This is a genomic window from Modicisalibacter ilicicola DSM 19980, from assembly GCF_900128925.1.
Lineage (GTDB): Bacteria > Pseudomonadota > Gammaproteobacteria > Pseudomonadales > Halomonadaceae > Modicisalibacter > Modicisalibacter ilicicola.
In genome coordinates, this window is sequence record NZ_FQUJ01000009.1 from 31,709 (window position 1) to 45,729 (window position 14,021).

Consider the following 14,021-nt stretch of genomic DNA (forward strand, 5'->3'; position numbering starts at 1 on the left):
GTTATCTCCCCCTCAGCGCGGTTTCTCCCTGATGGGCGTCGGCGCCAGGGTGGGAGCGGCAAGGACGACGGCTGCCGCTTCGTCGAGGGCCGCCTGCGCCCGGGCATTGAGCCGATCGCGGTCGGCGGCTTGCTTGGATAAGCGCCTGATCGCCCTGTCCGAAGCGCCCACACGACACCGCCCGCCAAGTCGCGCCAGTGTCGCCTCGGCAATGGTGACTTCGCCATGCCGCTGCATGGCAGTCGCCGCGCGCAGCGCTTCCTGGGCAAAAGCCTGTGCCACGTCGAGCTGTCCTCGGCGAAGATAGAGCGACGCGGCCGTATTCAGGGCGTAGGCGAGATAACTCTTGTCGTCCACGATCCGCAGCCGCGACAACGCCGTCTCCAGCCGGTCAAACGCTTGCGCGCCGTTCTCGGCGAGGTCGGCGAGCGCCTCCAGCGCATCGGCGACCGGGGCCTCATTCTCGGCCAGCTCTACGGCAACCGCGCGCAGCTGCCGGCATCGCTCCGTGGTAACGGCGTATCGGCCACGCTCGAATTCGATCACGGCGAGCCAGGACAGACATTGGTACTCCCGCCAGCGATCTTGTACATCCCGGGCGAGGTCGAGCGCGCATTCGATTCGCGCGGCTGCGCGTTCGTTGTGTCCCTCCCAGCGCTCGAGCAGGCCGCAGCCCCATTGCAGTTCGCAGACGCGTTCACCAGCGGGCCCGAGGAGGGTCTCGGCTTCTCCCAGCAGGGCCCGCGCCCGCGGAACCTCGGTCTCCAGTTCGATCAGGCAGCGCGCGGTGTTGGCAAGCTGGCGGGCGAGCGTCTGCCGGTGCGCCCCGCGTCCGGCCTCGGCGGCGCTCACCGTGCTTTGTCGGGCACGGGGGGTGTCGCCCCGTTCCTGGTGCAACACCGAGAGCAGGTAGTGACCCGTCGCCGCCCCCGCGTGCAAACCCGCCGCCTCGGCATCGCTGACCGCCTTCACCAGCTCGTTCACCATCTGCGGTGGAGAACGCATGGCAGGCCCTGCGGCGGCCAGAAGCTCGACCTTGAAGAGGCCGATCAGTAGCTCGCGGCGAAGCGGGCCGTCCGGCAGCCGGTCGAGATGAGCGCGACCGCGCCTGGCCAGCGCCGCCGCCTCGGCATTGGCGAAGAGCTGCAGGCTCCGCTCGCCGCCGATCACACAGGCGCGAGCCGCGAGCGCATGATTACCGGCCAGTTCCGCGTGGCGGGCAAGATCGGTTGCCAGGTCATCTTCGCTCTCGACCCTCTCGTCGAGGGCTTGCGCGAGTTGCCGATGCATCAGCTTGCGACGCGGCTGCGAGATCTGCTGATACGCGGCCTGGCGCACGAGGTCATGAACGAAATCATAGGTGTCGGCATCGACCGCCCGAACGATGCCGCGCCGCTCGAGCCCCTCCAGGGCGGTGAGGAGCGCCGGCATCTCGAGGCCGGCCAGCCGGACCAGCAGGTCGGGGCCGAAGGTCCGGCCTATCGCCGCGGCCCAGGCGACGAGACCCCGACAGGGATCGTCCAGCATGTCGACCTGTTGCGCGATCACCGCCTGCAGCGGGCGCCCGGGCCGATGGCGCCCTTCGCGGTATGTCCGGGCGAGCTCCAGGGCGAAGAGAGGATGGCCCTCGCTCTCCCCAGAGATCGCCGCGACATCGATGGCAGGGTCGACGGCTCGCACCAGTTCGGCGGTTTCCGTCGCACTCAACACCCGAAGAGGGAGCCTTAGCACGCGCTCGTCGCGTTCGAGGGCTCGTAGCGTACGCGCCACGGCAGGGTTGTCCTCGAGTTCGCCCGGCCGGACGGCGCAGGCGAACAGTACGGCGTTCGAGGCAGGCAGTGTCCTGACCACATAGTGGAAGAGCGCCGACGAGGCCTCGTCGAGCCACTGCAGGTCATCCAGCACCATGACCAGCGGCGCCTGCCGGGAAAAATGATTCAACAGCGAGAGAATCGCCTCGAAGAGCCGGGCGCGGTCCGTCGCCACCGCCGGCGGTGGCCCCAGGTCGGGCCGGAGCAGCACCAGGCTCTGTCGGGCCTCCTCGGGGATGGCGCCGGCGGGCAGCGCGCGCAAGGCATCGCTCCAGACTCCATAGGGACGCGCCGCTTCCGCCTCGAAGGCGCGCCCCTTGAGGCAGCAAGCTCCGGTCATCGTCATGCGCTCGACGAGATACTCGAGCAGCCGGCTCTTGCCGATGCCGGGCTCGCCGGTGATGAGCAGGACCGGCGTTGACCGGCCTTCGGCGGCTGCCGACACCAGCCGGTCGATCTCGGCACGCTCCGTAAGCCGGCCGACGAACGGAACGACGCCATGAGGTCTGCATTGGGTCGTGGCTTCCGCTTCGATCTTCTCTGCTTCGGGCTGCCATGGTTGTGGCGCGAATGATTTCGGTGCGATGGCGCGTCGGGCTCGCTCCAAGGCACCGCAAGGCGTCGCCCCCAGCTCGCGTTCGAGTACCTGGTGAGCCCGCGCGTACTCCGCTAGGGCCTCGCGTCGGTGCCCCAGCCGACCGAGCAGCCGCACGACATGCGCATGTCCGTCTTCCGATAAGGGATCGATCGCCACCAGGGCGCGAGCCTGGACGAGCGCCTCTTCAGGACTGCCGTCCAGCCGCTCGACCAAGGCACCGAGGGCTGCGAGCCGTAGCCCACTGAGTGCCGCGCGTTCGGCCAGACACCACGCCTGGAAGCGGTAACAGGCCGGCAGGTCGAGCCCGTCCAGGAACTCGCCCTGGAATAGCGCAATGGCGGCCCTGAGCGTCGCCAGGGACGCGTTCGGGATATCGTTGAGCAGTTCTCGGACCGTGGTGAGATCGACCACCGCCTTGGGCGACGCGAAGGCGACCCGCGACCGGTCCGTCTCCAGGCGGATCGTCCCGCCGATGTCGAGCAAAGGCCGAATCTTGGCCAGGCTCCACCGTAGTTCGCCGCGTGGGTCGTTCGGCCCCTCCCACAACAGGTCACAGAGCCATTGGCGGCGATGCGGTCCGCCGGTGGCGACGAGGTAGGCAAGCAGCGCACGAGTCTTCTTCGAGGCCGGCAGGGTGACCTCCCGTCCATCGGCGACGAGTTGCAATTCGCCCAGTAGATGAAGTTCGAGAGGGCGGCCTCCCATGTGCGTTTCCTGTCCGTTCGGGAGTCATTCCCATGGGAATTCCCACGGGCGTTCCCACGGCTGTCTTCCAGTCTAGCACTTGGGCGCCCGCCTCATGACTGTGTTCTTCGGTCAGCAGGGTAAGCCAAACCTGATTCGTCCCCGAACAGGCGAGCCGCACCCTCGATTGCCACGAGCACGATCACGCGCTAGCACAAACACTCAAATGGAAGGAGACCTATCATGGTCAATGACAGCACTCATGGAAGTACCCACGAAAGTTCCTATACGGGCAGGTGCTTCTGCGGCGCCGTGGAACTCGCCGTGAGGGGCGAACCGGTCGCAATGGGCTATTGCCATTGTGACGCCTGTCGCTCGTGGTCGGCCGGCCCGGTGAATGCCTTCACTCTGTGGAAGCCGGAGAACGTGAGGATCACCAAGGGGGCCGACAATGTCGCCGGTTTCCAGAAGACCGAGAAAAGCCTCCGCAAATGGTGTCAATGCTGCGGCGGGCATCTTCTGACCGAACATCCCCCCTGGGGAGTGGTGGACGTCTATGCCGCCATGCTTCCTGCGCTGACATTCACGCCGTCCTTGCACGTCCACTACCGGGAGGCGGTGCTACCGGTGCGGGACGGTCTTCCGAAACAACGGGATCTTTCCACCGACATGGGTGGAACCGGCATTCTGCTACCGGAATGAGAGGAGAAATGTCGCCATGAACACGATAGTTGCGGTGATTCAAAAACCGCCGGTGCTGCTCCGGCGGGACGAGACCATCGAGCAGATGCTGGCATCGATCGACGAGGCGGCCGGCAACGGCGCTACCCTGCTGGTGTTTCCGGAGGCCTATATCCCCGGCTATCCGACCTGGGTCTGGCGTCTCAAACCGGGCGGGGACATGGCGCTGTCCAGCGAGATCCACGCCAGGCTGCGCGACAATGCCGTCGACCTGAGCCGCGCGGGGTTGCAATCCCTACAGGACACGGCTGCCCAGCATGCTGTGACCCTCGTCGTGGGAATCCACGAACTCGACGGGCGCTACAGCGGCACCACCCTCTTCAATACCGTGGTGGTGATCGGTCCGGACGGCACGCTGCTCAACCGCCATCGCAAGTTGATGCCGACCAATCCCGAACGCATGGTCTGGGGCATGGGCGACGCGACCGGGCTCAGGGTCGTCGATACTCCCGCAGGACGGCTCGGCAGCCTGATCTGCTGGGAAAGCTATATGCCGCTGGCGCGCTATGCGCTCTACGCCCAGGATCTCGAGATTTTCGTCAATCCGACCTGGGATGCCAGCGACGCAGGCCTTGCCACCCTGCGACACATCGCCAAGGAAGGCGGCTGCTGGGTGGTCGGCACGGCCACGGCCATCCAGGGAAGCGACATACCCGCCACCTTCCCCGAACGCGACAGGCTCTACCCGCCGGAGGAATGGATCAACCCCGGAAACGCCGTCGTCATCGCTCCTTCGGGCGATGTCGTGGCCGGTCCGCTCCACCGCGAGAAGGGTATCCTCTATGCCGAGATCGATGCAGAGGCGGCGCGGCGGGCAAGACGCTCCCTCGATGTCTGCGGACACTATGCCCGGCCGGATATCTTTTCACTCTCGGTGAACCGAAAGCCCTTTCCACCGCTGGTGTTCGCAGATTGACGGGACTCGCCACTGTACTGCCGGAGGCGATGATCGCCGGCATGATCCGTCCAGGATCGGTCCGAGTCACGTGGCCGATCCTGACCGTCCTTTCGCCACGGTGGTTGTCAGGCTGGAACGCCAATTTCAGGCTTCATGCCTTGAACGGCAGCACCGCGGTATACACCGCGAAGTAGTGAAAGGCGCTGCCGCCGAGGACGAACAGATGCCAGATGGCGTGATGATAGGGGATGGCGCGAATGGCGTAGAAGATCACGCCCAGCGTGTAGGTGACGCCACCGGCCACCAGCAAGATGATGCTGGTGGTCGAGAGATATTCGCCCATCTCGCCGGCGGCCACCAGGATCAGCCAGCCCATGACCAGGTAGATCGCCACCCGCAGTACTTCGAAGCGGTGCGGTCGGATCAGCTTCAGGGCGATGCCGCCGAGCGCCAGGCTCCAGATGATGGCGAAGAGCGTCCAGCCCAGCGGGCCGCGCAGGTTGACCAGCAGGAAGGGGGTATAGGTGCCGGCGATCAGGCCGTAGATGGCGCAGTGATCGAGCAGCTTGAAGATGCGCTTGAGCCGGGGATGGCGGGTGCCGTGATAGATTGTCGAGGCGGTATAGAGCAGCACCAGGGTAACGCCATAGAGGCTCACGCCGACGATCTTCCAGGGATCGACCTGTACCGCCAGGCTGGCCAGCACGATCAGTACCGTCATGCCGGCCAGGCTCAGGGCCGCGCCGACACCGTGGCTGATGCTGTGCAACAGCTCCTCGAGGAAACTGTATTCGCTGGCGTGGTCGATGCCGTGGTCAGGGTGCGATCGGCTCATCGGAAGTCCTCCGCCGTAGGGGGATGGGTCCAGGCCACGAGCCACCAGTGCGAGGTCAGGGCTGGCGATGCTTGTCCTCGTCGCTGGCCTGGGTGAAGTCGTCCAGGGCCATCAGGTGGCCGAGCTTGCCGGCCTTGGTCGATAGGTACTGTTCGTTGTGGGGGTTCAAGCCCGTGGTCAGCGGCAGTCGTTCGGTGATGGTCACGCCGTCCCGGGTCAACGCATCGACCTTGCGCGGGTTGTTGGTCATGAGCTTGAGGGCGGCGACCCCCAGGTGCTCGAGCATGGGAACGCACAGGTCGTAGCGGCGCAGGTCGGCGCCGAAGCCCAGGTGCTCGTTGGCCTCGACGGTATCGAAGCCCTGATCCTGCAGGTGGTAGGCGCGAATCTTGTTGAGCAAGCCGATGCCGCGCCCTTCCTGGCGCAGATAGAGCAGCACGCCGCGCCCCTCCAGGGCGATGCGCTTGAGGGCCTCCTGAAGTTGATAGCCGCAGTCGCAACGCATCGAGAACAGGGCGTCGCCGGTCAGGCACTCCGAATGCACGCGACCGAGCACCGGCGCGCCATCGGCCACGTCACCCAGGGTCAGGGCGACATGATCCTTGCCGGTGGCCTCGTCCTCGAAACCGTGCATGGTGAAGGTGGCCCAGGGGGTGGGCAGCTTGGAGGCGGCGATGAAGCGGATCGTCACATTGAACCTCGGTAAACGCGCGTGGCCCTGAGTGGCCATGGGCGCGGTCGCAGAGAAAAGAGTCGTATTATAACAGCCGAGCGCCGCCATCCGTTACAATGGCGGCAAATTCGCGATTTGACGAGAACCCGATGGAACTCAAGAACGACCGCTTTCTCCGCGCCCTGGCCCGCCAGCCGGTGGATCGCACCCCCGTATGGATGATGCGTCAGGCTGGCCGCTACCTGCCCGAATATCGCCGGGTGCGTGGCGAGGCCGGCAGCTTCATGGACCTGTGCCGCGACACTGCCCGGGCCTGCGAGGTCACGTTGCAACCTCTGGAACGCTATCCGCTGGATGCCGCCATCCTGTTCTCGGATATCCTGACCATCCCCGACGCCATGGGACTGGGGCTCTATTTCGAGACCGGCGAGGGCCCCAAGTTCAGGAAGCCGGTGCGCAGCGCCGAGGCAGTCCAGGCGCTGGGCCTGCCCGACGCCGAACGCGATCTGGATTACGTCATGAATGCGGTCGGTGCCATTCGCCAGGAACTCAATGGCCGGGTGCCGCTGATCGGCTTCTCCGGCAGCCCCTGGACGCTGGCCACCTACATGGTCGAAGGCGCTTCGAGCAAGGACTTCCGTCACGTCAAGACGATGCTCTACGACGACCCGGACACCATGCACAAGCTGCTCGATCTGCTGGCCCGGGCGGTCACCGATTATCTCAATGCACAGATCCGCGCCGGTGCCCAGGCGGTGCAGATCTTCGATACCTGGGGCGGGGCGCTGTCGACCCCGGCCTACCTGGAGTTTTCCCTGCGCTACATGAAGCAGATCGTCGCCGGACTGATCCGCGAGCAGGAGGGCCGCCGCGTGCCGGTGATCCTGTTCACCAAGAACGGCGGCCAGTGGCTCGAGCACATTGCCGAGGCGGGCAGCGATGCGATCGGCCTGGACTGGTCCACGGAGCTTTCCGACGCCCGGGCCCGGGTCGGCGATCGGGTGGCGTTGCAGGGCAATCTCGACCCCAACGTGCTGTTCGCCAGGCCGGCGGCGATCAAGGCCGAAGTGGCGCGCATCCTGGCAAGCTACGGCACGGGGCCTGGGCATGTCTTCAATCTCGGGCACGGCATCAGCCAGTTCACCGATCCGGAGCGTGTCACCGCCTTCATGGACGCGCTGCACGAATTGAGTCCGGCGTACCATCGCCGTTGAACACCGCGATGCGCTGGCGTTGGCTCGAAGACCGGCGACTGTGGAGACTGCTGGCCGTGGCGGCTGCCCTGGCGATTGCCTTGGGCAGCCTTGCACCCGGTGACGAGATGCCCAGGAATCTACCCTGGGACAAGCTCAATCACTTCCTCGGCTATGGCGTGCTGGCCGCCCTGAGCGGGCTCGCCGGGCTGCGCCCCTGGAGCGCCTGGCTGGTCGCCTCGGGTTACGGCATGCTCGTCGAGCTCGCCCAGATCGCCGTGCCCGGGCGGCTGGGCGGCGATCCCTACGACATGCTGGCCAATGCCCTGGGGGCGGCGATGGCTGTCCTGCTGCTCGCGGCCCTTCGCCATTTCTTCAACGGTGCCCTCTTTGCGAAGCAGAATCGCAGGAACAATCCATGAGCGAACGGCTCGACGACCCCCAGGTCAGGGACACCGATCAGTTGCCCGCCCCTCTACGAGGCGCCTCGCGGGTCGTCCCGTCGCCGCGCGGCGTCAGCTTGCGGCGAGGTTCCAGTACCCGGGCATCGCCGATGACGCCTTCATCCTCGGGCATCGGCTTGACCTCGTTGACCCAGGCCTCTGCGGGATCGTGCATGGCCGGGCGTCGCTCGAAGGAGCGGGTGACGACCGAACCGGGCCCGAATCCCTGAAGCTGGCTTCTCACATGGTGAGGCAGCATCAACAGCTCGGCGAGCAGGCGCAGGCCCACCATGGCCAGCAGAAGCACACCGGCGCCGAATGCCAGCGTCGGCCAGGCGTCCTGCCAGGAGGCGGCGCTCATCCAGGGGCTATGCCTGACCAACCAGGCGGTACCGCCCAGCAACAGTCCCATCTGGGCCATTCCATGGCAGAAGATCAAGGTGCGTCGCGGCAGCGGGCAACGCAGCGAAAAGAGAGTGCCCATCGGCAGTACTCCCGAAGAGTCGCTAGGATCGGTGATGGCTCGGTCGCGTCGGCATCCTTGCCAGAAGAGGGATACTACCAGCTTCTGCCGTTCGAGGTGGAGATGGTTGTCCTCAGCCGAATTCCCCGTGCGATGCCACGGAAATTTGAGTCCGGTGCGGCTATCACCCATCCTGAGGAGGCGACGAGGGACGGATCACGTGGAAGGGGCTTGAAAAAAGGAGCGGTTCGCCAGATATCCAACCCGTGTTCGACACCCTGAGACACCAACGGAAAAGGAGACGCCATGACCACCTATATCGTGGTTTCCGATGCGGCGCGTGCACGTGTGTTCGCCCATGCGGCCGGCAACACCCGCGAGGTCGACAACCTGGTGCACCCCGAAAGCCGGGAGCATACCGGCGACCTGCGCACCGGCGGGGAGGGCGCCGCCACCAATGACGGCGGACAGCAGCGCCAGACGGGCAACGACGACGCCACCTCGGAAAAGCATGCGATGTTCTTCGCCAAGGAAGTGGCCGACTATCTCAAGAATGCCCGTTCTCAAGGCAAGGCGGATAGCTTCGTCATCGCCGCCGATCCCAAGTTTCTGGGCCTGTTGCGCGAGAAGATGGATTCCAATACCCGCGACATGGTGGTGAAGGAGATCGACAAGGATTACTCCAAGGCGAGCCTCGAGGAAGTGATCGACAAGCTCGCAAGCCAGATATCGAACGTCTAGCTGTGATCTCTCAGTAGGTTGTTCATCCGGAACCTACCTACCCGGACAATTGGAGGTGTGACCCAAGCCAACCTCCAGGAGGCCCGGATGAACACCCATGCCCGTCTCACACCGCATGGTCGAGCCCTGCTGGTCCACCGAGTCCTGGCCCCTGCCCGTGCCGAGAATCGCTACGAGCATGACACGCCGGGAGATCTTCTGCACCTGGACATCAAGAAGCTCGGGCGCTCGCCCGCCCGGGCACCGCGTCACCGGCGATCGACAGCAGAGCACACGTGGCGCCGGTTGGGAGTATGTCCATGTGGCCGTCGACGACCATTCCCGCGTTGCCTTCATTACTCTCCTGCCGGATGAAACCCGGTGGAATGCCTGCCGCGCGCTGCTCCAGGCCGTGCGTTACTACAGGGGGCCCTGTGTCGGCGTCTGGGGGCTGAAATACAAGCGCACCCGGCCTTATACGCCCCGCACCAATGGCAAGGCAGAGCGGTTCATTCAAACCGCTCTGCGCGGATGGGCCTATGCCCGCTCTTATATGAGCTCGGACGAGCGAGGCGAGCAACTGCCCACCTGGCTTCACCAGTACAACGGGTATCGTCCGCACGCCAGTCTGGATTTCCAACCTCTGGTTAGCCGGTTAGGGTGTTACGTGAACAACCTGGTGGGTTTACACATCTAGGGGCCTCCCCCTGGCGACGAGGACGGCATCAAGCGACACACGAAAGGCCCGGGCAAGTTAGCCGGGCCGTCGGCTATCAGGGAATTCGCGGCAGCTCGATCTCGTCGATGCGCCGGATATTCTCGGTCAGCTGCTGGCATAGCCTGAGGAATTCGCGGATGCCGGTGGTCAGGTACTTGTGACGATGCCAGATGAAGGTGAACTGACGACGCAGGTCGAGTTGCGGCGTGGCGATCGGCACCAGGCTGCCGCGGCGGAAGGCGTCGCGCAGCGCCAGACGCGAGATGCAGCCGATGCCCAGGTCCGATTCCACCGCGCGCTTGATGCCCTCGGTATGCTCGAGCTCGAGCAGGATGTCGAAACGGCCCCGGCGGTGGCGCGTCGCCTGTTCCAGGGTCTGACGTGTCCCCGAGCCGCGTTCGCGCATGATCCAGGTCTCGCGCAGCAGCCTGTCGAGGCTCGCCTCGCTGACGTTCGCCAGCGGATGCCGGGGTGAGCAGAAGACCGTGAGTTCGTCCTCCACCCAGGGCTGCATGACGATGTCCTCGTGCTGACAATCGCCTTCGATTAGACCCAGATCAAGCTCGTGCTGAACGATATGCTCGATAATCATCGCGGTATTGCGGACCTGCAGGCGGACCCGACTGCCGGGGTGGTGGTGCAGGAAGTCGCTGATCAACAGCGTCGCCAGGTAGTTGCCGATGGTCAGGGTGGCACCGATGTCCAGGGAACCGACACCACGCTGACCCCGCAGCAGTTCCTCGATCTCTTCGGCTCGGTCGAGAAGCGCTACCGCCTTCGGCAGCAGTTGAAAGCCCAGGGCATTGAGCTTCAAGCGCTTGCCGATGCGATCGAGCAACTGGCAGTCGAACTGGCGTTCGAATTCGGCCAGGGCAGTGCTCGCGGCGGACTGGGAAAGCGCCAGCGCCCGAGCGGCCCGGGAGACGCTCTCATATTGGGCGACGGCAACGAAGACCTCGAGCTGGCGCAGGGTGTAGCGCATGGCGACCTTCCTGATGCTTCTTTATCTGCATTATAGATAAGTGTTATCCAGATAAAGCATTTAACAGATATTCGTCGACCACTTATAATCAATAAAATTTTGAAGCATCTGTTATGTGATTTTTAGTTATAAGCAAAGGAGATAATATGAGCAAGTTTGCGCTGGAAGACGTCCTGAGTGTTCATCACTGGAACGACACACTGTTCAGCTTCCGCACGACCCGTGAACGCAGCTTGCGTTTCAAGAATGGCCAGTTCGTGATGATCGGCCTGGAAGTACAGGGCAAGCCATTGATGCGCGCCTACTCCATCGCCAGCCCCAATTACGAGGATCATCTCGAGTTCTTCAGCATCAAGGTACAGGATGGCCCCCTGACCTCGCGCTTGCAGCACCTCAAGGTCGGCGATCAGATCATGGTCAGCCGCAAGCCTACCGGCACCCTGGTGACCGACGATCTATTGCCCGGACGCAACCTCTATCTGCTTTCCACGGGCACCGGCCTCGCGCCGTTCATGAGCCTGATCCAGGACCCGGAGGTCTACGAGCGCTTCGAGAAGGTGGTTCTGGTGCATGGCGTACGCAACGTCAACGAACTGGCCTACGCCGACTTCATCAGCAAGGAACTGCCGGCCCACGAATACCTGGGCGACGAGATCAGCGAAAAGCTCATCTATTACCCGACCGTGACCCGCGAGGCATTCCATACCACCGGACGGCTGACCGATCACATCGCCAGCGGCAAGCTCTTCAAGGATGCCGGCGTGCCGGCCATCGATCCCAAGCAGGATCGCGCGATGATCTGCGGCAGCCCGGCAATGCTGGCCGACACCAGCGGGCTTCTCGACGACCTGGGCTTCAAGATCTCGCCGCGCATGGGCGAGCCCGGCGACTATGTGATCGAGCGCGCGTTCGTGGAGAAGTAAGCCTCAGCCTACTAGGGAGAGGCCCTGATCCTGGGCCTTTCGCGTCGTGGACACAGGCTCGGCGGGGGGCGCTATCGTCTTACACCGCGTCCTTGCCGGTCTCGCCGGTGCGGATGCGGATGACCTGCTCCAGCGTCGAGACGAAGATCTTGCCGTCGCCGATCTTTCTGAAGTGAATCGACGCGACCGGCGTGATAGCGCGATGCTACACCGCGTCCTTGCCGGTCTCGCCGGTGCGGATGCGGATGACCTGCTCCAGCGTCGAGACGAAGATCTTGCCGTCGCCGATTTTTCCGGTGTTCGCGACCTGGGTGATGGCATCGATGACCTGCTCGGCCATGTCATCGTCCACGGCGACCTCCAGCTTGACCTTGGGCAGGAAGTCCACGACATACTCCGCCCCGCGGTAGAGTTCGGTGTGACCCTTCTGACGCCCGAATCCCTTGACCTCGGTCACGGTGATGCCCTGAACGCCGATCTCGGAGAGAGATTCGCGGACGTCGTCGAGCTTGAAGGGCTTGATGATGGCGGTCACCAGTTTCATGGGTTACTCCTCGCGTCCTTTCAATGCGGATGGCCGAAGGCCTGTCGAGATATTGCATTCAAGTGTGCAGTATCGGCGGTCAAAAGCATACACCGCCAGACGCGCGAATAAAAAAGGCCCTCCGAAGAGGGCCAGTAGGAGCACGCCAGCTCACTCGTTGTGTCGGCTCACTTGTTGCCGCCGACGGTAAACTCGGGATAGGCCTCCAGGCCGCATTCGACCAGATCGACCCCCTCGTACTCTTCCTCTTCGCTGACCCGGACGCCCATGATCGCCTTGAGGATCAGCCAGGCAACCAGGCTGGTGACGAAGACCCAGCCGAAGATCCCGATGACCCCGATCAGCTGGGCACCGAAGCCGGCATCGCCGTTGGTGAAGGGCACCACCATCACGCCCCAGATGCCGACCGTGCCGTGAGCGGAGATGGCCCCCACCGGGTCATCGACCTTCAGCTTGTCGAGGGAGACGATGGACACCAGCACGATCAGCCCCCCGATGGCGCCGATGATCGTCGCGCCGAGACCGGAAGGCGAGAGCGGGTCGGCGGTGATGGATACCAGGCCGGCGATGGCACCATTCAGTGCCATGGTCAGATCCGCCTTGCGGAACCACAGCTTGGAAAGCACCAGGGCACCGATCACCCCGCCGGCGGCGGCGGCGTTGGTGTTGAGCAGTACCTGGGCCATGTTGTTGGCGGAGACGACGTCCGATACCTTCAGCTCCGAACCGCCATTGAACCCGAACCAGCCCATCCACAGGATGAAGGTGCCCAGGGTCGCCAGGGGCATGTTGGCACCAGGGATGGCATAGATGGCACCGTTCTTGCCGTACTTGCCCCGGCGAGGACCGAGCACCAGGACCCCGGCGAAGGCGGCAGCAGCGCCGGCCAGGTGGACGATGCCGGAGCCGGCATAATCGGAGTAGCCGATTTCCGACAGCCAGCCGCCGCCCCAGGTCCAGAAGCCGGAGACCGGGTAGATGAAGGCGGTCATCACCACGGCAAAGGCCAGGAAGGCCCACAGCTTCATGCGCTCGGCCACGGCGCCCGAGACAATCGACATGGCGGTGGCCACGAACACGACCTGGAAGAAGAAATCCGAGCGGGCCGAGTAGTAGGGCGCGTCCTCGCCACCGGCGAGCACCGCATCGACGCTGTTTTCCTCGCCGATCAGAAAGCCGAGACTCGGCAGGATGCCACCGGCACCGCTGGAGTACATGATGTAGTAGCCGACCAGCAGATACATCGTGCAGGCGATCGCGAACAGCACGATGTTCTTGGTGAGGATCTCGGCGGTGTTCTTCGAGCGTACCAAGCCTGCTTCCAGCATGGCGAAGCCTGCGGCCATCCACATGACCAGCACGCCACAGATGAGGAAGTAGAAAGTATCGAGCGCGTAGTTGAGCTCTGACATTGTTGTTGTCTCCTAGACTGCATCGGGTCCACGTTCGCCAGTGCGAATACGAATGACGTCCTCGAGGGGGGTGACGAAGAGCTTGCCGTCACCGATCCGGCCGCTGCCGGCCGCCTGAACGACGGCTTCCAGCACACTCTCGACCCGCGCGTCATCCACGGCGATCTCGATCTTCACCTTGGGCAGGAAGTCCACGACGTACTCCGCGCCGCGATAGAGTTCCGTATGGCCCTTCTGGCGGCCAAACCCCTTGACCTCGGTGACGGTGATGCCTTGCACCCCGTTCTCGGCCAGCGCTTCTCGAACATCGTCGAGCTTGAACGGCTTGACGATGGCGGTGATGAGTTTCATCGATTGTTTCTCCATTGCGGCTCTGCATCATA

At 64.1% G+C, this 14,021-nt stretch carries 14 protein-coding genes and 2 pseudogenes; 7 read left to right on the top strand and 9 right to left on the bottom strand.

Annotated features, from left to right (window positions below; translation table 11 throughout):
* Nucleotides 1–12: 12 nt before the first annotated feature.
* Nucleotides 13–3,114, bottom strand: coding sequence for an ATP-binding protein (locus tag BUA41_RS11035; protein WP_072822766.1), 3,102 nt, complete (start codon nt 3,112–3,114; stop codon nt 13–15).
* Nucleotides 3,115–3,336: 222 nt separating this feature from the next.
* Between BUA41_RS11035 and BUA41_RS11040 the strand changes: the two genes are divergently transcribed.
* Nucleotides 3,337–3,795, top strand: a complete 459-nt coding sequence (locus tag BUA41_RS11040; protein WP_072822768.1) for a GFA family protein — start codon at nt 3,337–3,339, stop codon at nt 3,793–3,795.
* A gap of 16 nt (nt 3,796–3,811) precedes the next feature.
* The gene (locus BUA41_RS11045) at nt 3,812–4,750 is read left to right on the top strand and encodes a carbon-nitrogen hydrolase family protein (protein ID WP_072822770.1); all 939 of its coding nucleotides are present in this window, start codon (nt 3,812–3,814) and stop codon (nt 4,748–4,750) included.
* Nucleotides 4,751–4,883: 133 nt separating this feature from the next.
* Here BUA41_RS11045 and trhA read toward each other — a convergent pair whose 3' ends face one another.
* Complete coding sequence (trhA, locus tag BUA41_RS11050) at nt 4,884–5,567, bottom strand: PAQR family membrane homeostasis protein TrhA (RefSeq protein WP_072822772.1); 684 nt, start codon at nt 5,565–5,567, stop codon at nt 4,884–4,886.
* Between the two features lie 55 nt (nt 5,568–5,622).
* Nucleotides 5,623–6,258 carry a GTP cyclohydrolase II gene (gene ribA, locus BUA41_RS11055; RefSeq protein ID WP_072822774.1) on the bottom strand — a complete coding sequence of 212 codons (636 nt, stop codon included), beginning with the start codon at nt 6,256–6,258 and terminating at the stop codon, nt 5,623–5,625.
* Nucleotides 6,259–6,389: 131 nt separating this feature from the next.
* Here ribA and hemE point away from each other — a divergent pair, with 131 nt between their 5' ends.
* Both hemE and BUA41_RS11065 read left to right on the top strand, forming a co-directional pair.
* Nucleotides 6,390–7,454, top strand: a complete 1,065-nt coding sequence (gene hemE / locus BUA41_RS11060; RefSeq protein WP_072822776.1) for a uroporphyrinogen decarboxylase — start codon at nt 6,390–6,392, stop codon at nt 7,452–7,454.
* A gap of 8 nt (nt 7,455–7,462) precedes the next feature.
* Nucleotides 7,463–7,855: a VanZ family protein gene (locus BUA41_RS11065; protein ID WP_072822778.1), complete on the top strand. Its 393-nt coding sequence runs from the start codon at nt 7,463–7,465 to the stop codon at nt 7,853–7,855.
* 37 nt (nt 7,856–7,892) lie between these two features.
* Here the strand turns inward: BUA41_RS11065 and BUA41_RS11070 are convergent, their stop codons facing one another.
* Nucleotides 7,893–8,360: a hypothetical protein gene (locus BUA41_RS11070; protein ID WP_072822780.1), complete on the bottom strand. Its 468-nt coding sequence runs from the start codon at nt 8,358–8,360 to the stop codon at nt 7,893–7,895.
* 285 nt (nt 8,361–8,645) lie between these two features.
* Between BUA41_RS11070 and BUA41_RS11075 the strand changes: the two genes are divergently transcribed.
* Nucleotides 8,646–9,080, top strand: a complete 435-nt coding sequence (locus tag BUA41_RS11075) for a baeRF12 domain-containing protein (protein WP_072822782.1) — start codon at nt 8,646–8,648, stop codon at nt 9,078–9,080.
* Between the two features lie 159 nt (nt 9,081–9,239).
* Nucleotides 9,240–9,756 (top strand): annotated as a pseudogene (locus BUA41_RS11080) (integrase core domain-containing protein); the annotation flags it as partial.
* A gap of 76 nt (nt 9,757–9,832) precedes the next feature.
* Here the strand turns inward: BUA41_RS11080 and BUA41_RS11085 are convergent.
* Nucleotides 9,833–10,759, bottom strand: coding sequence for a LysR family transcriptional regulator (locus BUA41_RS11085; protein WP_072822784.1), 927 nt, complete (start codon nt 10,757–10,759; stop codon nt 9,833–9,835).
* A 146-nt stretch (nt 10,760–10,905) separates the two neighbouring features.
* Here BUA41_RS11085 and BUA41_RS11090 point away from each other — a divergent pair, with 146 nt between their 5' ends.
* Entirely contained in the window at nt 10,906–11,682 is a 777-nt protein-coding gene (locus BUA41_RS11090; RefSeq protein ID WP_072822786.1) for a ferredoxin--NADP reductase, read from the top strand.
* A 79-nt stretch (nt 11,683–11,761) separates the two neighbouring features.
* Here the strand turns inward: BUA41_RS11090 and BUA41_RS11095 are convergent.
* The 4 genes and pseudogenes from BUA41_RS11095 to BUA41_RS11110 all read right to left on the bottom strand — a co-directional run.
* A pseudogene (locus BUA41_RS11095) lies at nt 11,762–11,881 on the bottom strand (P-II family nitrogen regulator); the annotation flags it as partial.
* Nucleotides 11,882–11,887: 6 nt separating this feature from the next.
* Nucleotides 11,888–12,226 (bottom strand): P-II family nitrogen regulator, encoded by a 339-nt coding sequence (glnK, locus tag BUA41_RS11100; protein WP_072822788.1) that lies wholly within the window; start codon nt 12,224–12,226, stop codon nt 11,888–11,890.
* Nucleotides 12,227–12,393: 167 nt separating this feature from the next.
* Entirely contained in the window at nt 12,394–13,638 is a 1,245-nt protein-coding gene (gene amtB / locus BUA41_RS11105) for an ammonium transporter AmtB (RefSeq protein WP_072822790.1), read from the bottom strand.
* A 12-nt stretch (nt 13,639–13,650) separates the two neighbouring features.
* On the bottom strand, nt 13,651–13,989 hold the full coding sequence (locus tag BUA41_RS11110) for a P-II family nitrogen regulator (RefSeq protein ID WP_072822792.1): 339 nt from the start codon (nt 13,987–13,989) through the stop codon (nt 13,651–13,653).
* Between the last annotated feature and the right edge of the window lie 32 nt (nt 13,990–14,021).